Annotated in this window: 16 protein-coding genes; 14 read left to right on the top strand and 2 right to left on the bottom strand. The window is 62.8% G+C overall.

Annotation, left to right across the window (positions count from 1 at the left end; translation table 11 throughout):
- Window positions 1-28: 28 nt before the first annotated feature.
- Complete coding sequence (locus KPB06_RS31575; RefSeq protein WP_275905726.1) at window positions 29-1,174, top strand: alpha-hydroxy acid oxidase; 1,146 nt, start codon at window positions 29-31, stop codon at window positions 1,172-1,174.
- Window positions 1,175-1,225: 51 nt separating this feature from the next.
- Here the strand turns inward: KPB06_RS31575 and KPB06_RS31570 are convergent, their stop codons facing one another.
- The gene (locus KPB06_RS31570; RefSeq protein WP_059584421.1) at window positions 1,226-2,467 is read right to left on the bottom strand and encodes an NAD(P)/FAD-dependent oxidoreductase; all 1,242 of its coding nucleotides are present in this window, start codon (window positions 2,465-2,467) and stop codon (window positions 1,226-1,228) included.
- A gap of 718 nt (window positions 2,468-3,185) precedes the next feature.
- Between KPB06_RS31570 and KPB06_RS31565 the strand changes: the two genes are divergently transcribed.
- The 12 genes from KPB06_RS31565 (at window position 3,186) to KPB06_RS31510 (ending at window position 21,207) form a co-directional block, all read left to right on the top strand.
- Window positions 3,186-3,464, top strand: coding sequence for a hypothetical protein (locus tag KPB06_RS31565; RefSeq protein WP_124862821.1), 279 nt, complete (start codon window positions 3,186-3,188; stop codon window positions 3,462-3,464).
- Window positions 3,465-3,470: 6 nt separating this feature from the next.
- A complete protein-coding gene (locus KPB06_RS31560; RefSeq protein WP_275905727.1) occupies window positions 3,471-4,196 on the top strand; it encodes an SMI1/KNR4 family protein in 726 nt (241 codons plus the stop codon).
- Between the two features lie 429 nt (window positions 4,197-4,625).
- Window positions 4,626-5,324: a regulatory sequestration protein YfiR gene (gene yfiR / locus KPB06_RS31555; protein ID WP_104012568.1), complete on the top strand. Its 699-nt coding sequence runs from the start codon at window positions 4,626-4,628 to the stop codon at window positions 5,322-5,324.
- Window positions 5,321-6,589, top strand: coding sequence for a diguanylate cyclase DgcN/YfiN (gene dgcN / locus KPB06_RS31550; protein WP_059584426.1), 1,269 nt, complete (start codon window positions 5,321-5,323; stop codon window positions 6,587-6,589). The genes yfiR and dgcN overlap by 4 nt, the downstream gene beginning before the upstream one ends.
- Window positions 6,590-6,675: 86 nt before the next feature.
- Window positions 6,676-7,188, top strand: a complete 513-nt coding sequence (gene yfiB, locus KPB06_RS31545) for an outer membrane lipoprotein YfiB (RefSeq protein WP_059584428.1) — start codon at window positions 6,676-6,678, stop codon at window positions 7,186-7,188.
- Between the two features lie 240 nt (window positions 7,189-7,428).
- Window positions 7,429-9,357, top strand: coding sequence for a type VI secretion system baseplate subunit TssF (gene tssF / locus KPB06_RS31540; RefSeq protein ID WP_275905728.1), 1,929 nt, complete (start codon window positions 7,429-7,431; stop codon window positions 9,355-9,357).
- Between the two features lie 133 nt (window positions 9,358-9,490).
- Window positions 9,491-11,611, top strand: a complete 2,121-nt coding sequence (locus KPB06_RS31535; RefSeq protein WP_104012565.1) for a type VI secretion system Vgr family protein — start codon at window positions 9,491-9,493, stop codon at window positions 11,609-11,611.
- 21 nt (window positions 11,612-11,632) lie between these two features.
- Window positions 11,633-12,055, top strand: coding sequence for a DcrB-related protein (locus KPB06_RS31530; protein ID WP_060011910.1), 423 nt, complete (start codon window positions 11,633-11,635; stop codon window positions 12,053-12,055).
- A 7-nt stretch (window positions 12,056-12,062) separates the two neighbouring features.
- Window positions 12,063-16,550, top strand: a complete 4,488-nt coding sequence (locus KPB06_RS31525; protein ID WP_060011909.1) for a DUF6531 domain-containing protein — start codon at window positions 12,063-12,065, stop codon at window positions 16,548-16,550.
- A 6-nt stretch (window positions 16,551-16,556) separates the two neighbouring features.
- Window positions 16,557-17,354, top strand: coding sequence for a hypothetical protein (locus KPB06_RS31520; RefSeq protein WP_146075216.1), 798 nt, complete (start codon window positions 16,557-16,559; stop codon window positions 17,352-17,354).
- A 134-nt stretch (window positions 17,355-17,488) separates the two neighbouring features.
- Window positions 17,489-20,458, top strand: a complete 2,970-nt coding sequence (locus KPB06_RS31515) for an RHS repeat-associated core domain-containing protein (RefSeq protein WP_104012569.1) — start codon at window positions 17,489-17,491, stop codon at window positions 20,456-20,458.
- On the top strand, window positions 20,455-21,207 hold the full coding sequence (locus KPB06_RS31510) for a macro domain-containing protein (protein WP_104012570.1): 753 nt from the start codon (window positions 20,455-20,457) through the stop codon (window positions 21,205-21,207). Before KPB06_RS31515 ends, KPB06_RS31510 begins: the two co-directional genes overlap by 4 nt.
- A 330-nt stretch (window positions 21,208-21,537) precedes the next feature.
- Here KPB06_RS31510 and KPB06_RS31505 read toward each other — a convergent pair whose 3' ends face one another.
- Window positions 21,538-22,191: a hypothetical protein gene (locus KPB06_RS31505; RefSeq protein ID WP_081075384.1), complete on the bottom strand. Its 654-nt coding sequence runs from the start codon at window positions 22,189-22,191 to the stop codon at window positions 21,538-21,540.
- A 785-nt stretch (window positions 22,192-22,976) separates the two neighbouring features.
- Here KPB06_RS31505 and KPB06_RS31500 point away from each other — a divergent pair.
- Window positions 22,977-24,095, top strand: a complete 1,119-nt coding sequence (locus tag KPB06_RS31500) for a branched-chain amino acid ABC transporter substrate-binding protein (RefSeq protein WP_104012571.1) — start codon at window positions 22,977-22,979, stop codon at window positions 24,093-24,095.
- Window positions 24,096-24,107 lie beyond the last annotated feature (12 nt).

Genomic DNA, 24,107 nt, shown 5'->3' with positions numbered 1-24,107 from the left:
CGCTCGCGCGCCGAATGGAGTGTGACGAATGCGCGTGAACGATTGCCACAATTTCCACGACTTCCGCGAGCTGGCCAGACGACGGTTGCCGGGGCCGATCTTCAATTACATCGACGGCGCGGCCGACGATGAAACCACGTATCGACGCAACACGAGCGCGTTCGAAAGCTGCGATCTCGTGCCGAACGTGTTGCGCGGCGTGGGCGACGTCGATCTGTCGGTGACGGTCATGGGGCAAAAGCTCGGCATGCCGGTGTACTGTTCGCCGACCGCGCTGCAACGCCTGTTTCACCATGACGGCGAGCGCGCGGTCGCCGCCGCCGCCGCGAAATTCGACACGATGTTCGGCGTGTCGTCGCTCGGCACCGTGAGCCTGGAAGAAGCCCGTGCGATCAGCCCGGGCCCGCAGGTCTACCAGTTCTATTTTCACAAGGACCGCGGCCTCAACCGCGAGATGATGAACCGCTCGAGGGAGGCCGGCGTGAACGTGATGATGCTGACGGTGGACAGCATCACCGGCGGCAATCGCGAGCGCGACAAGCGCACCGGCTTCTCGATTCCGTTCCGGCTGACGCTCGCGGGGCTCACCGAATTCGCGTTGAAGCCGGCCTGGGCGATCAACTACCTGACCCACGAGCGGTTCCGTTTGCCGCAACTCGACCAGCATGTCGACATGGGCGGCGGCGCGATGTCGATCAGCCGCTACTTCACGGACATGCTCGATCCGTCGATGTCGTGGGACGACGTCGCCGCGATGGTGCGGGAGTGGAACGGGCAGTTTTGCCTGAAAGGCGTGATGTCGGTCGACGACGCGCGCAGGGCGGCGGACATCGGCTGTACCGGCATCGTGTTGTCGAACCACGGCGGACGGCAACTGGACGGCTCGCGCGCCGCGTTCGACCAGCTTGCCGAGGTGGTGGACGCGGTGGGCGACCGGATCGACGTGATGATGGACGGCGGCGTGCAACGGGGTTCGCACGTGCTCAAGGCGCTGGCGCTGGGTGCGAAGGCCGTCGGGCTGGGGCGCTATTACCTGTTCCCGCTCGCCGCCGCCGGGCAGCCCGGCGTCGAGCGCGCGTTGCAACTGATGCGCACGGAGATCGAGCGGGACATGCGGCTGATGGGCTGCGCGTCCGTTTCTCAGCTCGGGCGGGGCCAGCTTCGTTTTCGCTGACGGCGGCGGGCACGACGCCGTCAGGCCTGCGTGCCGGCCGGCATCGCCCGCTCAGAAGCGATCCGCGCGATACGGCGCCGGATCGGTGAACGGCGCTTCCCCGGTCATCATCTCGGCGAGCAGGCGGCCGGTGACGGGGCCGAGCGTCAGCCCGTGATGGTTGTGCCCGAACGCGAACCAGAGCCCGCGATGCGCGGGCGCGGGGCCGATCACCGGGCGCATGTCGGGCGTGCACGGCCGGAAGCCGAGCCACGGATGCGGGTCGAGCCGCTCGCCGAAACCGAACACCGGCCGCGCGACGCGTTCCGCGCGTTCGAGCTGCACGCCGGTGGGCGGCACGCGGCGCCGCGCGATCTCGACGCCGGTCGTCAGCCGCAGCCCGCGCCGCATCGGCGCGATCACGTAGCCGTATTCGCGATCGACGATCGGCGCCGACGGCACGCCGCGCGCGGACGGCGCATAGTGCATGTGATAGCCGCGCTTCTCGCGCAGCGGGATCTTGTAGCCGAACTTGCCGAACACCGTGTCGGACCACGGGCCGAGCGCGACGACGACGGCCGGCGCGGCCGCGGGGCCGTCGTCGGTCCGGACCTGCCAGCCGGGCGACAGCGCGTCGAGGCTCGCGGCGTCGCCGGTCAGCAGCGTGCCGCCGCCCTGCACGAACAGTTGCGCATACGCTTTGACGAGCGCGGCCGGATCGACGACGCTTTTCGGGTCGAGCCAGTGCAGCGCGCCGCAGAAGCCCGGTGCGAGGCTCGGTTCGTGCGCGCGCAGCGCGGCCGCGTCGAGCGGCGTGATGCCGAGCCCGTGGCGGCGCGCGGTGAGGCCGGCGTCGGCCACGCCGCGCTCGAATGCGGCCGGCGTGCGGAACGCTTCCAGCCAGCCGCTGGCGCGGACCAGTTCACCGGCGCCGGCCCGCGCGATCAGCGCGTCGTGTTCGACGATGCAGCGCTCGATCAGCGGCAGCATGTCGCGCGAGGCCGCCGCGTGACGCAGCGGCGCCGATTCCCACCAGAACCGCGCGAGCCACGGTGCGAACGCGGGCAGCGACGCGCTGTGCCAGTAGAGGTCGGTCGAGCGGTTCAGCGCATAGCGCATCAGCGTGAACGGGCTGCGCGGGAACGGGTACGGTTCGACCGACGAGCGCTCGATCAGCCCGGCATTGCCGAAGCTCGTGCCTTCGCCGGGCGCGCCGCGATCGACGAGGGCGACCTTGCGGCCGCGATCCTGCAGGTGCAGCGCGGCGCAGACGCCGACGATGCCGGCGCCGAGAACGATGACGTCGAAATCCATCGGTATGAATGAACAACGGTCGAGACAGGTTGGAAACCGACGTTGCAGTCGGGGCGAATTCCGGAGGAGGGCTGCCGACGGACAGCTTGCCGTCAGGATACCCGCGATGTCATGCGATTCGCAAAAACCGATTCGGCTTGCCGGATGCGTACTTACGATTCGCGATGTTCCGGATTCTAACCGGGCGCCAGGCGCGGGCGGGACTGACGTTCGTCGATGGCGACGGCATGCGCGCGCCGGCGCCCGCGATTCTCGATGCGTTGCACACCACGTGTCGACACCCTGTCATAAGCCGCCGATCGTGTTGATCATTTGATCCGGGGCATCGGTAAATCGTACGATGCTGCATCGCGGAATTGCCAAATTTACCCGTTGCGTCATTCCGGAAGATCCAGGTCCCGCTGCACCGCCGGCTTACCGGCGTAATTCGCGGGACTGCTTAATTGAAAGGTATGGACTCGCCCGAGGCGGGCCGTTATGATGGCGCCGCTTGCCCTGAGAGACAGCCGACCGCGCCAAGAAAAAGACATAAACGTGGGAGAAGATGGCGATTTTCTCGAATGTCCGTCTGCTGGCGAATGCGATTGCGTTGATGGCCTGAAAGCCGCGAATCGCGTTTCGTCGGAGACGCATTCCGAAATTAATATTTCGGACACCGACATGTAGTAATGCCGCGTCGCATGCGCCGCGGCAATCGAAAAAGAAAGCGAGAGGGCCCATGAAAGAGTTGCCAGGAATCGCCGGATTGGCCGAGTCCGCGGGATCGTCCCCGCTTGCCGGCGCGCTGCAGTCGGGCGCGATGCAATTGGCCGCGGCGGCGAATCCCGCCGTCGGCAAGATCGCACCGACGGTCCAGAACAATCATGTGACGGTCGTGAACGGCCCGAACCAGACGAACATCGTCACGCAGGGCCAGCACGCGAGCATCGTGCGCAAGGCGATTTCGGTGCAGTCGCAGGACGAACACATCCAGCACACGGCGAAGACGGCGGTGTGAGTGGCAATGATCGAGCTTTCCGCAACGACTTACACGACCGAACTGAAGCGCTTCAAGCTGCGCGGCCAGGTCTGGCTTGCAGCGAACGAGATTCCCGCCGACGTGCAGGTGCCGACCGCGTGGCGCGTGCTGCTGGATACGCCCGACGCCGCGCTCGGCAACTGGCTCGCGAAGATGTGGGCGGGCGTCGCCGGCCGCCTGCCGGCGGTCGAGCAGTTCTTCGCGGAGAAGCTGCGGCGCCCCGCCGTGTTCCAGAAGGAGAGCGGCGATCTGTGCCTGCTGTATCCGTACACGGTCGAACAGGACGACCTGAACTTCTTCATCGGCCATCCGCCGCTCGGCGAGCTCGTATCGGACGACATGCCGCTGTGGCGCGCGTTACCCGACGATCTGCGCAGCTTCTACCAGTTCACGCACAACGGCTGGACGTTCTTCCCGGCCAACTCGATGGGCCCGTTGCCGATTGGCGACCAGACCGCGTTGACCGACAAGCTCGACCTGACGCCCGACGAGACGCGCCAGCTCGGCGTGAATCCCGATCTCGTGTGGACGGTGTTCCAGAATGGCGGCGGCGACTATCTGTGCCTCGACCTGCGCAACAGCGCCGGCAACGGGAGCGACGCAGGGCGGATCTGGTGGCACGAGAACCCGACCGAACTCGAACCGGTGGATTTCTGGGCCGTGATGAACGCGTGGTTCGAGATTTTCGTCGAGGAAGCCGACAAGCGATGACGACCTGGTGCGTCGTTTCGGGCCGGTGCGCATACAACCGTAGGTCCATGCCGCGTGCCGCACGCGCGACTTCTCCGGTTGCGAATGCAGTGTTCCGGCCGACCCGAAAGCCGTTGCGAGATGTCATTCGATTTGCCGGCGCTCACCTGACGCGTGGGAACGTATGAGGTTTTCCGCGCACGGGCGTCCAATCCACTGATCAATCTGCACGCGTCGACACCCGATCGGCTTCGGTCGACGCGATTGCCAGCCTCGTCGTGCCGCGGCACCGGATCCATACCATTCAGGGTGTTTTTCGCGGGTGTTTCCCACTGCTTGGTGGTCCGAATTTTTACCTAAGATGAAGAAATCGTGCGCGTCGTTCGGTGCTTGCGCGCATGGAGGGAGGCAGGAGGCAGCGCCAGAGCGATGCCGGCGGATGTTGCGATCATGGAAGCGAAAGTGTGTGCGGCTGCTGCCTGTCTTGCGACGGCAGCGACGCCGACGGGCGCGGCGCAGGGCGCCGCACGGACGACGCGCCGGCCCGGCCGGATCACTTCGCTGCGCCACGCGTTGTTCGCAATCGTTTGCGTGTTGGGCGCCGCGCCTGCCGTGCTCGCCGGAGCGTTCGCCGATACGGACGGCCCGGCCGACAATGGGCTCATCGCCGCCGCCGCCGCGAGCCCGGCCGATCCCGCCATTTCGTCACATGACGCGGCCGTGCGCCACGTCGTACTCGGCATCATCAGCTTCACGCGCTGGCCGACGACGCCCGTGCGCCTGCATCTGTGCATCACCGGGCGCCCCGACTACGCGCGCGGCCTGACCGACACGCTGCAGGCCGGCTCGACGCTGCTCGACGTGCAACGCGTCCGCTTCGACGATCCGTCGCTCGGCATCGCATGCGACGTCGTCTATCTCGGCGCCTTGAACAACGACGAGCGCGCGCGGGTGAGAGCCGCATTGGCCGGCCATCCGGTGCTGACGATCGCGGAACGCGATCCGTCCTGCACCGCGGGCGGCATGTTCTGCCTCGACGTCGACGGCGATCGCGTGTCGTTCGACATCAACCTCGATGCCGTCGCGCGCAGCGGCGTGCGCGTGCATCCGAACGTCCTCAATCTCGCACGACGGCCGGTGACGCCATGACACGGCCCTCGCTTCCCGTTCCCGCTTCGCCCGTGCCGCGTCCGACGTTGCAAAGCGTGCTGCGTCGCGCACACTTGCGGCTCGCGTTCGTCGCCGTGACGATGGCCGCCGTGTCGTTGATCGTCGTCGCCGTGATCGCGTTGCGCGCGTATGCCGGCAACAACCTGAACCTGCTCGCGCGCTCGCTCGGTTACACGGTCGAGGCGGCGCTCGTGTTCGGCGATCGCGTCGCGGCGAACGAGGCGATCGGCATGATCGCCGGCGACGAGGACGTCGCGCAGGTGGTCGTCACCGACAGCAACGGGCAACTGTTCGCCACGTGGCAGCTGCCGGCCGGAAGCGGGATCGCGCGGCTCGAGCGCGCGGTCGCCGACGTGGCGCTGCCCGGGCCGGTGACCGTCCCGGTGATGCACGACGGCATCATCGTCGGCCACGTCGTCGTGCGCGGCCGCGGGCACCAGTTCTTCGGCTTCCTGCTCGGCGGCGTCGGCGGCATTCTCGGCTGCCTGGCCGTCAGCGTGTTCGGTGCGTACGTCAGTTCGAAGCGCCTGCTGCGCAACATCGTTTCGCCGCTGCGCGCGCTGGCGGGCGTCGCGCACGCGGTGCGGCGCGAGCGTGCGTTCGCGCGGCGCGTCGAGCCGGCGGCGATCGCCGAACTGAACCAGCTCGGCGACGACTTCAACGCATTGCTCGACGAATTCGAAGACTGGCAGAACACGCTGCGCGACGAGAACGCGTCGCTCGAACACAAGGCGACGCACGATGCGCTCACCGGGTTGCCCAACCGCGTGCAGTTCGAATCGCGTCTCGCGCTGGCGCTGTGCGACGCCACGTTGACGGGGCAGCGGGTCGCGGTTCTCTATCTCGACTGCGACCGCTTCAAGGAGATCAACGATGGTCTCGGTCACGATGCGGGCGACGCGGTGCTGATCGGCATCGCGTCGCGGCTGCGCACGCGGGTGCGCGAGGCCGATCTCGTCGCGCGCCTGGGCGGCGACGAATTTGCGGTGATGCTGGCGGCGGTGCCTGAAGCGGGCAGCGTGTGCCGGATCGCCGACGAGATTCTGTCCGGCATGGCGCCGTCGATCGAGCTGTCCGACGGCCGCGTGGTGGCCACCATGATGAGTGCCGGCGTTGCGCTGTTTCCCGATCACGCATCCGACGCGAGCGGCCTGCTGCGCGCGGCGGATATCGCGATGTACCGCGCCAAGCGCGCGCGGCCGGGATCGTGGCAACTGGCGGAGAGCGTGGCAGGGCCGGTGTGATGTCGATCGACTCGCGCCGCGGGCGAGGCCGCGGCGGCGGTTAAAAGAAGCGCTTGCAGAGCGGGCGCGATGGAAGGGGATGCGAAATGAACCACTCGTTTCCTGTGAGCACGGGGCGGATGTGCGTCGGGAGTGCGCTGCTGCTGTGCATGCTGCTGGGGGGCTGCAACACGCCGCCGCCGCTTCATCGGGGGCTGACGCAGACGCAGGTGACGGCGCTGAAGTCGGCCGGGTTCCAGGAGACCGGGCAGGGGTTCGAGTTCGGTTCGACCGGGCCGATTCTGTTCGATTTCGATCGATACAACCTCAAGCCGGATGTCAGACGGATCGTCGAACGGATCGGGCGAACGTTGCGGTCGGCGGGCATCAACGGCGTGCGGGTTTATGGGTATTCGGATAACGAGGGCACGGAGAAGTACGACATCGAATTGTCGAGGCGGCGGGCGGAGGCGGTGGCGATCGAACTGGTCGACGTCGGGCTCGACGCGAAGCAGATCGCGATTGCCGGCAAAGGGAAGCGCGATCCGGTGGGCGATAACAGGACGCCCGCAGGGCGCGCGCAGAATCGGCGGGCGGCGATTGTGGTCTCGCCGCGGTGAGGTGGCACGCCGCGCATGGGTGGTGTGTGTAGACGCGCCGACACGCACGCCGTGCCGTCCGCTGTAACGGTTCGCCACCATTGACGCGAAAGTGCCCGAGCGGCCGTTTGCAAGCGGCGAGCCTTGATGTTCGCGGCATTCAGGCGCGGCATCGGCAGTATTCGTCATCGCAGAAATGACGCCCGGTCGATGCGTCGCGAATGAAACAATAGGTGGTCCCAATAAAATCGTTCCGCCTTTTTGAACGCCGCATCGTCATACGCACATGCGGCGACGGACGGAACGAGGATGGCCATCGAACCCAAGGATCTGCTGCCGCACTTCGAGCGTGAACTGACGCTGCTGCGCCGTTCAGTGCAGACGTTTGCCCAGCGCTTCCCCAAAATTGCCGCCCGGCTGGCGATCAACGGCGAGCATTCGGACGATCCGCACGTCGAACGCCTGTTGCAGTCGTTCGCATTGATGGCGGCGAGCCACGACATGCGCATCGAAGATGACGTGCCGGCGTTTACGCACGGTTTTCTCGACACGCTGCACGGTGTTTTCCTGCGCCCGTTTCCTTCATGCGCGATTGCGCAATTTCTGGGCGACCGCAGCAGCGACCTGACTGCGCCGCGCGTCGTGTCGCGCGGCGACAAGCTGATCGCGCCCATCGGCAAGGAAGTATTCCGCGTCGCGGACGACGTCGCGGTCGTGCCGCTCACGGTGTCGTCGGTGCGTTACACGACATCGTCGATCGCGCCACGCGACGTCGCGTGGCCTGCGGAAGCTACCGGCTTGCTGACTTTCACGTTCGAGCTCACCACGCCGAACGCCACCTTCGCCATCGTGCCGGACACCGTGCGCGTGCATTTCACCGGCGCGCGCGAAATCGTCGCGGCGCTCACCGACGCCGCGTTGCTCCTTGCTGGCCGAAGCTTTGCCGAAGCAGGCGATTCGACGCGCTGGAAGCGTCTGCCGGAGGCAACGTTCACGGCCGCCGGCTTCGATCCTGCCGATGCGCTGCTCGACGTGCGGCCGGACGAGGCGCTTTGGCCGCTCCATTTGCTGATGGCGTATTGCGCGATGCCGGAGCGTTTCGACTTTGTCGACGTGGACATGCGGAAGATCAAGCGAATCGCCGGCGGCAGCCGTCGCGTCGCGCTTCACCTCGCGATCGCGGGCGTGCATCCGGATTCGCACCGCGCCCGGCGCCTGGCCGCCGCCACGGCCGACCACGTCCGGTTGTTTTGTACGCCGATCGTCAACCTGTTTCAGGACGAGGCCCAGCCGATCGAGACGCGCGCGGGTTGCGCGCACTATGCGGTGAGGGCGCTCGCGCAGGCGGGCGCGCCGCGCACCGCTATCTGGTCGATCGATGCCGTGCGTCATGTTTGCGACTCGGGAACGTCGACGCTGGCGCCGTTTCGGTCGCTAAGCCATGGCACGGACAGGCGTGCCGGGTTGTTCTGGACGGTGTTGCACGACGAGGCAAGGCGGGCACCGAAGGAACCCGCCGATCCGCGCGCCAAGGAGACGGACGCGCGCCCGGCGCCGTCCCCGGCCGACGCTGCCGAATCGCTCCGCGGTGTCGAACTGGAACTCGTTGACCAGGACGGGCGACCTGCCGACCCCGGCCATCGCAAGCTGGAGATCCGGCTGTCCTGCACGCAGGGCGATCTGTCCGCGATGCGCGAGCGCGAACTGGCGTTGCCCGCGGGCGATCCGGCGGGAACGGTCATGTTGCTGAACCGGCCGACCGCGAGCCGGCCGACCGCTTTCCGCCATGGGGAGCTGTGGGATCTGCTGTCGCTTCTCGTGCCGCAGGCGGTCCGGCTGGACAAGGGCGGCCTGACCCAGCTCAGGCGGCTTTGCGCGCGCTGGGCGGAGAACTCGATGGACGCCGGCCGGCGCTTCGATGCGATCGTGTCGTTGTCGACCGTGCGCGTGCGGGGCTGGCTGCCCGGCAAGCCGGCATCGGCGTTCGTGCACGGGCTGGAGGTGCGGCTGGTCGTGGACGAGCAGCGTTTCGCCGCGTTCAGCCTGAGCGGATTCGCGCACGTGATGGACCGGTTTTTCGCGCCCTACGTGCCGGTCACGAGCTTCGTGCAGGTCGTGCTGTTTTCGGCCGCTACCGGTGCGGTGCTTCGGCGTGGGGCGCCGCGTCCGGGCACCCAGCCACTGGTCTAGTTTCCCGATTTTCAGGGCCCGAACGAAAACGTTTGCGGACGTCTTTCAAGCCGCCGGGTTTTACCCTACATTATCGAGGCTTCGGGCCGGCGAGCCGGCTAACGGAACCTGAGATCACACGCAAGGAACAACAATGAGTTTCGCTCCGAACGGGGGTATTCCCAATGGATTGGGCGGTGGTGCGCTCGGCTCGTTGAGCGCGCTCGGGGGCCTCGCCGGCCCGGTCGCGTCGAGTGTGGCCGGCAGTCTCGGGCCGCTCGCAGGGCTGGCCGGGCACGTCGACACCGTCCAGCGCGCGCTGCAACTCGCACAGACCGGCTTCTCGCTGATGGAGAAGACGCCCGGCGCGATTGCCGAGGCGATCAACGGCGCCGCCAACCCCGCGCGCCTGACCCAGCTCAACCGCTACGTGACGCTCGATACGCCGCTCGGCCCGGATGTGCTGCTCGTCAGCGCGGCTGTCATCGACGAGCATGTGAACCGGTTGCCGGAGATCCACCTCGACCTGCTGTCGCATCGCCACGACCTGCGCCCGGACGATCTGATCGGCCAGCAGGTCAAGATCCGCTTCGACCAGCAGGCGCGCCTGTCGACCCTCGAACGCGTCGTGGCGTCGGGCACCGGCGACAACGACCGCTACTTCGACGGCTACGTCGCGTCGTTCGACCGCGCCGGCAACCCCGGGAACGTCACGCAATACCACCTGACGGCCGTGCCGTGGTTCTGGTTCCTCACGCGTTCCACCGACTGCCGGATCTTCCAGAACAAGACCGCGCAGGACATCCTCACCGAAATCTTCCAGGAACACGGTTTTTCCGATTTCGTGTTCGACATCCGGACGAGCCAGAAGCCGCTCGAATACGTCGTGATGTACCAGGAGAGCTACTACAACTTCTGCGCGCGGCTGATGGAGCAAGAGGGGCTCGTGTGGACGCACCGCTACGAGAAGGACAAGCATTTTCTCGTGATCGGCGACACGAACCTGCTGTTCCGCCCGATCGACGGGCTCGCCACCGTGCCGTTCGCGGCGACCGAGGCGAGCGAGGACAGCGGCATCGATCAATTGCACGAAGGCCGGCGTTTCGGCGTCGGCAAGATCACGTTCCGCGACTTCAATCACCAGAATCCGTCGTCGCCGCTGATGCTGGTGGAGGCGGGCCCGCAGAACCTCAAGCACGCACGGCTCGACGCGACCGAGCGGTTCGAGCACCAGTCGCTGTACGACCACGGCGACGACGGTAACCGCTACGCGCGTTTCGCGATGGAGGCCGAGGAGGCGCAGGCGCATCGCTATACGGGCAGCGGCTATGCGTGGCGCATGACCACGGCGGGCACCGTCGCCGTCGCGAACCACCCGGTGCTCGAAAACAACCAGGAGTACGTGATCCTGCACGTGCGTCACGAGGCCGTGAACGACTACACGCAGCACAGCGCGAAGCTACCGTACCGCAACAGCTTCTCGCTGCTGCCGAAGAAGATCCCGTACCGTGCGCCGCGCGCGACGCCGAAGCCGGTGATTCACGGCACGCATTCGGCGATCGTCGTCGGGCCGAAGGGCGAGGAAATCTATACGAACGGCAGCGCGGTGAAGGTGCATTTCCCGTGGGACCGGCGCGGCAAGAAGGACGGCTCCGATTCGATGTGGGTGCGCGTGTCGCAGCCGTGGGCGGGCGACGGCTGGGGCGCGGCCGCGATTCCGCGGATCAAGCAGGAAGTGCTGGTGGCGTTCAATCAGGGCGATCCGGATAACCCGGTGATCGTCGGCCGCGTGTTCAACGGCGAGCAGGGCAACCCGTATCACGGCGCGGCCGGCCAGACGATGGGGATCAAGAGCCAGACGCATAAGGGTGCGGGGTCGAACGAGTTGCTGATGAGCGACGTCAATGGTGCGCAGATGCTCTACATGCATGCGCAGAAAGACATGCATACCGTTGTCGAGGACGCGCAGTGGACTCAAGTTCTCAAAGGCGACCGGACCGTCGAGGTTGGCAAGGGCAACCATACGACGGCTGTCGCAGTCGGCAACCTGTCGGACGTCGTAGTGCAGGGCAATACGCTGCATCAGACTCCGCAGGGCGTGCACACACTGGAAGCGAAAGAACTCTGGATCAAGATCGGCGGCGATGGCGGCACGCGGATCCACATGACTGCCGATTCTATTGATATCTATAAAGGCGAGTCGGTGATCCACCTGGATGACAGCAACATCAATATCCAGGCTGCTCGAACCGACATCAATCCGAAGAACGGCTAACACCGATAAGGATAACAAAGCATGTACCAGATGCAGGAAGGCACGTTGGCGCTGCCCGTGGAGTGGCAGGACAAAACAATGAACGTATTTGTGTCGGCAGCGACTGGCACGGAGGGCGTGAGTTTCGTGATCACGCGCGAGCGACTTCCGTGGGGCATGAAGTTCGCCGAATATGTAACGAGCGAAATCCGGAAGGTGGCGAAGCAGGTTCCAGATTACGCCGAGGTTGCAAATGAAGATGCCACGGTATCCGGACGCGCTGCGCACGTGCATGAGTTTACCTGGGCGAACAACCAGGCACGCATTCACCAGCGGCTGACGATGGTGGAATACGGGCAGGTTGTGCTGATGCTTACCTTCACTGCGCCCGGTACGCTCAGCGACACACAGCGCGAACAAATCCGGGCGGTGATTCAGAGCCTTCAGTTGCGCGATCCGGTCTGAGGATGCAATGTCGGACACGCCGAATTACAACGAGCCGAGCGGAAGCGCACAGGAACGTCTCGATCAGATCGCCAAGCTGGAGGACGGCGAAGCCGCGAAAGCGGCCGAGCAGCCGTTTTACGAGCACCTCAATTATGGGATGCTTGGCGCCGACGCGGGCCTGACCGCCATCGAGGGGACGGCCGCCGGGCTGGGTGCGGCCGGTACAGCGCTGGCGGGTGGTGCGACCGGCGGGGCGGCACTGGGGGCGGGCGCGGTTGCGGCGGGTACCGTGATGCTCCCGCTGGCGATTGCAGTCGGTGGAGCTTGGGCGCTCGACAAGGTTGGCGTGACCGGATGGCTGTCAAAGGAGTTCACGCAGGTTGGCGACGCACTGGGCCTCACCATCGGCCGAGGCGATCCACACCCTGCATGCGTTGGCGATCGAATCGCACACTCGTCAGGTTTTATGGGGATTCTCGCCGGCATTGCCGTCGGGGTCGCGATTGGCGTGGCAGTGGCGGCGACCGTGGCAACAGGCGGGCTCGCCGGGGCGCTCATCGTCGGGGCGTGCATGGCGGGCGGCCTGACGTTGGGTGGTGCGCTTGCGTCGGCCAGCCAAAGTATGGGCACCAACTGTGGCGAGATCGTCACCGGTTCGAGCAACGTGTACTTTGAAGGTAAGAAAGTGGCGCGCGTCACGGACCTGGTGAAATGCGATCACCATTCCGGCGTGCCGCAGGCACTCGTCGACGGCAGCAAAACCGTGTTCGTCAACGGCCTGCCGCTGGTGCGGATCGGCCACGAGACTCACTGTAGCGGCAAAGTCAATTCGGGGCGCAACAGCATCTGGATCGACAAGACGACCGGAAATTATGGTCCGAAGAATCCGGAGCTGTCTGCGACTGAGGAATTTCTGGCGGGTTTGCTCGGGGGGCTAGTAGGCGGTGGGGCGGGAAAGTTTGCCGGCAAGGGGCTGCGCGAAAAATTCAGACCTGAGCCTACCCGATCTGCGGAACAAAGGGGTATCAAGGACGAGAATCGACCGAAGTGCAAGGATCCGGTCGATCCGGTATCCGGAGAAATGCTGGAAATCCGTACGGATCTTGCCATTCCCGGAATCTTGCCACTTGAGTTCAAACGACGCTATCGGACTCGATCGGATGATCATGGATTGCTCGGTCACCGCTGGTCGGACAACTGGTCGCAGCAATTGACGTTCGATGGTGGCCGCTTCGTGAGATTCCACGACGGCGCCGGCCTTGCGATCGGCTTCGACGCGCCGGATATGGCGCTCAACGGCATCAACTTGCGCGAGCCGCGTTATCGGCTGGTCGGAAGTCGGCTCGAACCGCGCATTTTCGATCGCGATACGCGGCAACTGCGTATTTTCGCTCCACTCGCCGAGGGGCGTTCGTCCCGCCTTGAACGGATTGAAGACCTCGACGGCAACAAGATCGTTCTTTCCTACGATATTGCTGACCGTTTGAGTGGCATCGCCCATAGCGATGGCTATCGGCTCGAGATCGCCTATCCCGGGCGCGACCGTCGGCTGCAACGGATCGTTCTCCATGATGCGAGCGGTGGTTCCAGAACGCTTGTGGACTACGGCTACCAGAACGGCATGCTTACCCACGTGGCGAGCTTCCAGTTTGGCCAGTTCTATTACGCGTACGCCGAACACGGCTGGATGACCCAATGGCGGGATACGGATCAGACCGATGTTCGATATCGGTACGACACCGCTGGTCGTGTAGTCGAGACTGGCACGCAGCAGGGTTATCACACAGGTCGGTTCATCTACGAAGCCGGTCGTACGCGCGTGATCGATGTCGATGGAGAGTGGACCTACGACTATAACGACGAAGGTCTCGTAACGGCCGAAACCGATCCGCTCGGCCATTGCACTTGCTCCGAATGGGAACTTGGTCGTTTGATGGCTCGGATCGATCCGCTTGGGCGACGGACGGACTATCGATACGACGAGCGCGGTCAACTGACTTCGGTCGTGGAAAGCTCGGGGAGGACGGTTGGCTTTGACTATGACGACGAGCAGCGCCTCACCGGGGTGCGCTTGCCGAACGGGGGCCGGCTCCGGCTCGAATATGATCATCTACACCGGTTGATCGCACGCACCGAGCCGGACGGCACCAAGACGACCTATCGCTACGGCCCCCGAGGCGAACTACTGCGGGTGGTTCAGGGCGATCGCGAGACGCGCTTGGACTACGATGATCGGTTGCGGCTGACTGACATTGTATTGCCAGGTGGAGCACACTTCGGGCGCAAGGCCGACATATTCGGACGCGTGTTGGAGGAAACGTCGCCCGACGGGCACGTGACTCACTTCGACTATGCTGACGGCCCGGTAAATCCGCGCGGCCTGTTAAGCATGGTTACGCGCCCAGACGGCTCGGTGTCGAGGGTGCGATACAACAGCGAGAGCCTGCCCGTCGAGTGGATCGATCCGCTCGGACGTACAGCTCGGCGAACCTATGGCCCGTTCGATCTGGTCACGGCTTCGATCGATGCTGCTGGACATGCAACTCGTTTCGAGTACGACCATGCGACCCGGCTGACGAAGGTCATCAACGCGCTGGGCGAGTCCTACACGTACCGCTACGACGTGGCCGGGCGTCTCGCGGCCGAGATCGACTGGGGAGGTCGCACGACCGAATACGAGCGCGATGCCGTCGGTCGTCTGCTGACGAAGACGCTGCCCGACGGTGGTCGGTGGCGCTATACGTATGACGCGTATGACCGGCTCATCGAGATCGATGCCGGCGACGTGAAGTTGGTCTACCGCTACGATGCGAGCGGACGACTGGCATCGGCGGAGGTCCAGGGCGAGTACTTGCATGTCACGCGCTTTGCTTACGACAGGAATGGTCGCTTGATCGGAGAAGATCAGCATGGCGAACTATTGCGTCACGTCTATGACGCTGACGGGCAGCGGCGCCATCGGGTGACGCCACGGCGGGAGACGGCCTATGCCTATGATGCACTGGGCGCGCTCACGCAGGTAGCAGGGCTGACGATCCAGCGCGATGGCCTAGGGCGCGAGATCGGGCGGCAGGCGGGAGATTTTGTCGCACAGCAACAGTACGATGCACTCGGCCGTATCCGCCGCCAGATTGCGGGGCCTGCCGCCGCTTTCGATGCCTTGCAAACCGATCCGGCCCGTGCGCTCGAGCAATTGACGCGGCAGGTCTATCACTACGACGCAGCCGGACAACTGGAGCGAGTCGACGCCGACATAGATACGCTCACGTATCGGCGCGATGCACGTGGCCAGATCGTCACCGCAGAAAGTCTGCTGCAGCCGACCGAGCACTTCCGCTACGACGCGGCGATGAACATTGCGGCGCACGGGCAGCAGGCGCCCGTAGATGCCCACCACTATGGCCGCGGCGGTCTGCCTGAACGGATTGGCTACGCCCGCTATCAGTACGACGCACGCGGCCGTACGATCGAGAAGACGGTTGAACAGCCCGGGTTCAGGCCGAAAACGTGGCGATACACGTGGGATGGCCTGAATCGGCTCGTAAGAGTTGTGACGCCCGAGCGCGGTGTTTGGGCATATCGATACGACGCTTTCAATCGCCGGATTGAGAAGCAGCAAGTCGGCGGCCGCGAGACGGTGAGGTTCATGTGGGACGGCTCGACGCTTGCCGAACGCTGGGTCGAGCAGCGGGATGGTACGACCGGTCAGGTGGTGACGTGGCATATCGAGCCAGGGACCTTCTCGCCACTGGCGCAGGAGACTGATGATGGTCTGTACCCTATCGTGACTGATCAGATTGGCCAGCCGAAGGCGGTGTTCGACGTACGTGGCAAGAGGATCTTCAAGGCCTCCCATACACTGTGGGGGAAAGTGTTGCCGGTACGAGGCGCAGCTAATGATGGCGATGTCGTGCCCATCGATGCGACGTTGCGGTTCCCGGGACAATGGTTTGACGAAGAATTGGGCCTGCACTACAACCTGCATCGCTATTACGACCCGGACTCAGCCCAGTATCTGAGCATTGATCCGCTCGGGCTTGCGGGTGGATTCCGGACTCAGGGCTACGTTCATGAACCCAGCGAGTGGGTTGATCCATTCGGGTTACAGCAATGCCCAGAACGGGAAGTCAATGGAACGAAGATATACGGCAAGGGGCAGAAGGACGGAACACCGGGACACGATCAGTTCTCGGAGGTGATTGCCAACAAGCTTGCGATGAGTGGGAAATTCAAGGAAATTTATCTGAATCGATCCTACAATTTTGCTACTGATAATGCCGTTTCAGCGCGACGCCCCGACATTATGGCGGTAGATGTTAATGGTAGGGTGCATGCGATCGAAATGGCTTCCCGGACCGACATGGGGACAAAATTGCGAACGCTAACAACGCGTAACTACGATGCAATGCAAAATCTTCCCCAAAATACGCGCGGAGATATTCTTGTGTTTGAGCATCCGTATGATGCGCGGATGATAAAGGCGGATTTGGATAATTTGATATCAGGGATTTGAAGGAATATGAGCACTGGAATCGTAGTTTATGGGACTAGTCCGACTCAGGTCGTCTCCACTCTAGAGGTGGCTGAAGATCTATTTCGTCAATTAGGTTCGGCGGCAACGAGGGCGGTGTTTTTGAAATTCGTCGTTCGCGGTGCGGAGAGAACTATTGACGATCAAGAAACGTCTCTTCCCGATCTGAGGTCAAAAATATCGACCGGGGAGGTTTCCGCATTTCAGGTATTCAGTGACGAAAAAACGGTTGACGTTCCGACTATCTCGTTTGGTTGTAATGTCCCGGAATTTGGGGGGTTGTCATTTATCGATGTGCAGATCGAGAGGGCGGTGTGCGAGATAAATAAAGAAATAGAGAAATTTCTTGAGAACGTTGTGGCGAGATTGAGTTGCAAATACGCCATCGCGTACGATGCGGAAAAATCGTCGATTGCTTATAAATACTCGACTGGGGTGAATTTGGTCAGGATTTTCCCGTTTGAGAATACGTCGCTTTTCACGCGAGAACTCCCCGGTCGGGTGCCTGGCTCGGCGAGTTATGAGCGGGAAAGACTCAGGATGATTTATCCGTTGAATGTGCTTAACGAGAATCACTTGAAAATTTGCGTAGACGGTATTTCATTGAGGGAGTGGATTGTATCTGACTCATCTCGAGGTTCTTTGAGAAGTATTCCAAACAATATGTGGCTCTGGACGGTCGATGATGCAGACTTGACCGAAGTAAACAACGCTTGTGGAGAAGCAGGAATATTGCTCGCTTGGCAAAAACCACCTGCGAGTAAGCCGGTGCGGAGATTGCCCTGAGGGCATTTTCGAAACGGTGCGAATCGTAACCACTCGTCTGGTTCACATTCGTGCCGCGGAATGCGGCGAATGACTAGCCGCATGCCACGATCGAACTGACGCGCGGTGTCGACGGAGAGCAACCCGACACGCTGGTGCGTTATGCGTACGACGATGCCGGCCAACTCGTGGCCGTGACCGATCGCAGCGGCCACACCGGGCGACGGTTTGCCTACGAGCATGGGTTGATGGTCCAGCACACGTTGCCCGGCGGCTTGAACTGCTTTTATGCGTGGCAGGGTGTGGGCTGCGACGCACGTGTCGTGCGCCATTGGACCGACGACGGCGAAGCGTACACGTTCGATGCAGACCTTGCGCAGCGTTCGGTGACGATCACCGATCAGATCGGGCGCGTGACGGTCTGGACGTGGAACGAGGATCAGCAGCCGACGAGTTATACGGATGCCGAAGGCAACGTGTGGCGGCTCGAATGGAACGCGATGCGGCAGCTGGTCAGCACGACTGATCCGGCCGGCCATGTCACTCGCTTCGAATATGACGAGCGCGGCCGGCAGACGCAGCGCATCGACGCGCTCGGCCATGTCGAGCGGACCGAATGGAATGGGCACTACGATCTGCCTGTTGCGGAAATCGATCCGACCAACGCGCGATGGATCTATCGTTACGACGCGCGCGGCAATCTGGTGATGGTGCGCGATCCGGCGGATTTCGCGACCGAGTACTACAGGGACGAGCGCGGGCTCGTGCATACGATTCGCGATGCGCGTGGCGGGTACAAATTCCTCGAATGGAATGGCCGGGCGCAGTTGACCGCGTATACCGACTGTTCCGGCAAGGTCACGCGGTTTGCGTATGACGCACGCGGTGCGCTCGCTCGGGTGACCGATGCGGCCGGCAATGCCACGGTGTACGAAACGGATGCGATGGGGCGAGTCACGGGGATCGGGACGACCGATGGTGCGCGTCAGATGTTCCGTTACGACGCGGCCGGAAGGCTGATTGAGGTCGTCGATCCAAACCAGCGCAGCACGCGCTACGAAGTCAATCCGCGTGGATTGTTGCTTGCACGCACGGATGCGGCGGGTCGGGTCGTGCAGTTCGGCTATGACCAGGCGTTCCGGTTGGCGAGCCTGACCAACGAGAATCGTGAGACGTATCGCTTTCAGTACGACCGTCGCGATCTCGTTTCCGCACAGATCGGGCTCGATGGCCACAAGCGGACATACGAGTACGACGTGTGCGGTCAAGGCACGATCGTACGCGATGGGCAGATCGAAACGCGATACGAGCGCGATGCGATCGGGCAGCTGACGGCGAAACAAGCCGCGCACGAGCGTTGCGAATACCTGTATGACGAGGCCGGCCGGATCACGTCGGCCGAGTTGTACACGCTTGCCGCGCGTGGACCATCGCTGAAGAATCGCGTCAGCCTGAAGTACGACAAGCGTGGAGAAGTCGTCGAGGAATACACGCCGACCGGCTGGCTCGCACACACCTACGACGAGCTCGGCAATCGTGTCAGCACGACGATTTCCGGCGAGCGCACGATCGACTGGCTGCATTACGGGTCGGGGCATGTGCACCAGATTCGTTTCGACGGTGCCACGGTTGCGGACATCGAACGGGACGACCTGCATCGCGAGGTGCTGCGGACGCAGGGCAAGCTGACGAGTCACTTCGGGTATGACGCGGTGGGGCGCCGTGCTCGGCAAACTGCGCAGTGCGGCGCGGCGGGCGGCGAGTTGCTTGCGAAGCAGTGGCAATACGATGCCGCTGGCGACGTGATCCAGAAGCGCGACCAGCGTTACGGCACGACGAGCTATCGGTATGACCCGACGGGGCGCATCGAACAGGCGGTGGGGCCGGGATTGCCGTCGGAAGTGTTTCGGTGGGATGCCGCGGCGAACCTGGTGTCGAGCGATCACCCGGGCGGGTATGTCGAGCACAACCGGCTCAAGATGTTCGAGGACAAGCGCTTTGAGTACGACGCGTATGGGCGGCTCGTTCGTAAGGTGAGCGGGCATGGGCCGGCTAAAGAGCTCACGCTTGAATACGACGACTGGAACCAGTTGAAGACCGTCGTGACGAAGGACCGGCTCGGGGTTGCAACGACGCATTTCGAATACGACGCGTTCGGTCGACGGATCAGGAAGCTCAATGGCAGTTATGCGAGTACGGATTTCCTGTGGGACGGCATGCGGTTGGTGCAGGAGACGTATCACGATCGTCAGGGCGAGGAAGCGCTGACGTACTTGTACGAGTCCAATAGTTATGTGCCGCTTGCCCGGATCGATCAAGGGAGGGCAGCGGCTAATGATGCGGATGGACGGGATGCGGTTTACTACTTCCACAATGATGTATCGGGGTTGCCGGAGGAACTGACTGACGCTGGTGGCGAGTTGGTCTGGCAGGCGCGCTATAAGGTTTGGGGCAATGCGGTACAGGAGGAGTGGATCGCGCGGGCGCCGCAGACGTCGGCCGCCGCCTGGGGTGAAGTGTCGGTAGCCGCGCCGACGTCGACATATGCACCACGACCACAGAACTTGCGCTTCCAAGGACAGTATTTGGACCGCGAGACCGGGTTGCACTACAACACTTTCCGGTTCTACGATCCAGACATCGGGAGATTCATCAATCCGGATCCGATTGGATTGCTGGGAGGAGCGAACCTCTATCGGTACGCGCCTAACCCGGTATCGTGGATTGACCCATGGGGACTGACTGGCGACGACATAACAACGCTTTACCACTACACGACTCAAGATGGTATGGAGGGCATTACGAGTAGTGGACTTTTGAATGCGTCGCATGGGCCCGTACATGCAAGGTTTGGAGATGGTCAGTATTTCACTGATATATCTCCCGATATGATTGGCGGTAGAACTATGGCCGATGCTGCTGGAACTGGAAAGATGTCACTAGGACAGCTTGCGGCAAATATTTACGGCGATGCGCGAAAACTTAATAGCATCACGCATTTTGTTGAAATTGACGTTACGGGTTTGGATGTCAAGGAGCCCCGTCCAGGAACTTTCTTGGTTGAAGGGAGTGAACCACTTGATATTTCGAATCGCGTGAAAAGAAGTGGATCGAGTTGCTCATGAAAAGAGAATATTTCCATTCAAAAACAGAGTTTCCGTGTGGTGTAGGGGAGGTTTATACGGAATTTCTCGACGGCGTCGCGACGCGCCAGATTAGCCATCCTGATGGTGGAGTTATCTATGCATCTTCATCGGTACGTGATTGGAATCCTGAGATAGGATTTTTGCTCTTTGATGGAATTAAGGACGAGCTTGAAATTTCTCAAAAAGACGAAATCAAACGAGAAGATTTCGAGCATGTCTGGAAGGCGGTCATAGGCAATCCTCCCAAAGGACTGTCGATTGTCTATGAAGTTGGGGATGCGGCTGTGCCACGGGAAAATTCAACCTTGATTGCTCATGTGGTGAACAATCGGGGGAAATGGGGGCGCGGGTTTGTTGTTTCTCTCGGCAAGAAATACCCTGTCGCACGAGATGGTTATCTCGAATTGTTCCGAGATGAACAGCGGCCTCCGCTCGGAATGGTTCAATTTTTGTCTGTGGATGACGAGAAGCGGATATTTGTCGCGAACATGGTTTCTCAGGACGGGATTCGCAAGAGTAGTCGCGACGTTGCTCAATACGTTTCGTATTCTGACCTCAAGATATGCCTTAGTAAAATTTGCGAATTTGCGTTAGCTAATCGACTTTCGGTGCAAATGCCAATGATTGGCGCGGGACTTGGTGGCGGGGATTGGGAAGTCATTTCGGCGGAAATCGACGAAGTGTTTTCGTACTATAAACAGACTTGTAAAATAATTACACTTTCTTGATAACGCTGGCGGCGAGCTGGTTTGGCAGGCGCGCTACAAGGTGTGGGACGATGCGGTGCAGGAGGAGTGGGTTACGCGGGTGCCGCAGCGGTCGACGGCCGCCTGGGGTGAAGTGTCGGTGGCCGCGCCGGCCTCGACGCGCGTGGCTGATCAACGATGCGTGTTTTGTTCCGGGCCGCAAGGCGAGGATCGACATTGAGCCGGGCAGGCTGATCATCACGCAGATGTAAAAGGCAACGCCGCGAGATGCGGCCGCGCTGCGCGACGTCGCGCAGCGCGCCGGACGGGGTAGAGCAGCCGTAACCGGCGGCAGCCACCCCAAACCACGCATCACCAAGCGATATCGCAAGACGACCGCGACGTCCCCGCACCGCCGGTAGCCGTGCATTTCGCCCCTGAGCCGTTGTCATAGAACGTCCGCGTCTCTGGTTGCGGCACCGACGGATCGAACGGATTCGGCGCGCCGTGCGGACCGCGCGGCGCATCGTACGGCCGCTGCGGCGCATACGAGCCGCCACTCACAGCCGGCCGCGATCCATTAGCGCGCAGGTATTCATTCCAGTTCCGCTCGCGCTGCTCATACCCCGGCACAGCGCGCCCCAAACTGTCGCTCCCGCCCGCGCCGAGCGCGACACGATTCGGCGGCAAGATGACATCGGGTTCACGTTCAGAAGAAGCGGGCGGCGATGCCACAAGCGCATCGCTCGTCACCCGCAACGGCCGCGTATCCGGCGTATCGAACGGGCTGCGTTCGGCAGGCGTGGCGAACTGCACCCGCCTGCGGCTCAACCGCGCCGCATGCCCATCATCCCGGGCGGCCGCACGTCGCTCCGAGCGAAACACATTGGCACTGGCCGACCGGTCGGTCAGCGTATCGCGTCCGGAAGCATGGGCAGCACAAACAGAAAGCGCACACGCAATCGCGGCGGCGGAAGAGAGGCGGATTGGGCAATTCATCGATGATTCGAAGCAGGTGATGTGCATTGAACAAAAACGGCAAATCACTGGCTGGCGGCTGAGCGACAAGGGGGACGTCGAAGCGTCCCTGAAGCGACTGCGAGGCGCGGCGGGCGCGACTTGCAGGGAGGCTGGCTGGATTGCTGAAGCGAGGCCACATTATTTCATGGAAATCTCAAAAAGCTTTCAAAATGTTTAGCTTCAAAAGTAAACAGTAAGATTTGCCGCGATGTCGAGCGCCCGTTCTGGTGCGCACTCACACAATCATCAGTCGATTGGTTTCCCGCGATCGACTCCTGGGCCGCCCACAAAACGCACCATCGCGGACCACGCCCTCGCCGGACGCCATGCCCAGCAAGGAACCCACCCCGGTCTCCCCGCCCAATAGCAACCCAATTGCACCCAAGGCAATCGTCCCACCCCGAAAAGGTTGCGCCCCCGTCGCCACCCGCCCGCCTCAAAAACATACGTGTTTTCCCTCAATCGACAGGCATTTTTGACAGACGATTGAAAAACGCCCATATAATTTCGGCTGCCTTGCCAATGGCTGTCGGACCATCCCTCCGAACGAGCGATTTGGCAAGCGGGGCAGGCGAAACGCTTGCGCAATGCAAGACGCATCACGATGTCTTTCCGAACCAGACGTCCCCTTCGGGGACTGCAAGAGCCGGGCCCCGCTACGCAACATTCCGCTGGAGTTCCGTCTTCTATGTGTCTCGGGCGTGTCCCCTGTCCTCGCCCCGGGTGCTGTTCGATTGCGCAAGTCATGCCGCCTTTGCCCGTATGACTAAACAACATCGAGGAGCTCCCAGATGACGCTGTCCCGTCTTACGTCCATTTCCGCCGCCGCCGTGCTGTTCGCCGCCGGCGCCGCCGCCGCGCAAGCGGAAACCGTGAAGATCGCCATCGCTGGTCCGATGAGCGGCTCGGTCGCCCAATACGGCGACATGGTGAAGGCCGGCGCGCTGACCGCGATCGAACAGATCAACGCGGCAGGCGGTGCGGGCGGCAACAAGTTCGAAGTCGTGATGATGGACGACGCGTGCGAACCGAAGCAGGCCGTCGCCGTCGCCAACAAGATCGTCAGCCAGAAGATCAAGTACGTGATCGGCCACGTGTGCTCGGGTTCGACGATTCCCGCGTCGGACATCTACGAGAACGAAGGCATCGTGATGGTCACGCCGTCGGCCACCGCGCCGCAGCTGACGGAAGGCAAGAAGCGCCACTTCATCTTCCGCACGATCGGCCGCGACGACCAGCAAGGTCCGGCCGCCGCGCACTACATCATCAACAACGTGAAGCCGAAGAAGGTCGCGGTCCTGCACGACAAGCAGTCGTACGGCCAGGGCATCGCGTCGTCGGTGAAGAAGGATCTCGAAGCCGCGAAGATCCCGGTCGTGCTGTTCGAAGGCATCAACGCCGGCGATTCGGACTACTCGGCGATCATCACGAAGCTGAAGTCGCAAGGCGTCGATTTCGTCTACTTCGGCGGCTACCACCCGGAAATGGGCCTGCTGATGCGCCAGGCGCGCGAGCAGGGCGTGAAGGCGACGTTCATGGGGCCCGAAGGCGTGGGCAACAAGGACGTGACGGCGATCGCCGGCCCGGCTTCGGAAGGCATGCTGGTCACGCTGCCGGCCGACTTCTCGGCCGATCCGGCCAACGCGGCGCTCGTGAAGGCGTTCGCGGACAAGAAGCGCGACCCGAACGGCCCGTTCCAGATGCCGTCGTACGCAGCGGTGAAGATCATCGCCGACTCGATCGCGGGCGCGAAGACGACGGACCCGACGAAGGTCGCCGCGTACATGCACAAGACGACGTTCGACACGCCGATCGGCAAGGTCGCGTATGACGCGCAGGGCGACCTGAAGGCGTTCAAGTTCGTCGTGTACACGTGGCACAAGGACGCGACGAAGACCGCCGCCAAGTAACAACGAAGTATC

The sequence above is a fragment of the Burkholderia semiarida genome (assembly GCF_029268935.1).
Classification (GTDB): Bacteria; Pseudomonadota; Gammaproteobacteria; order Burkholderiales; family Burkholderiaceae; genus Burkholderia; species Burkholderia semiarida.
Note: the sequence above shows the minus strand (reverse complement) of the source record. Positions and strands in the feature narration are given on the sequence as shown.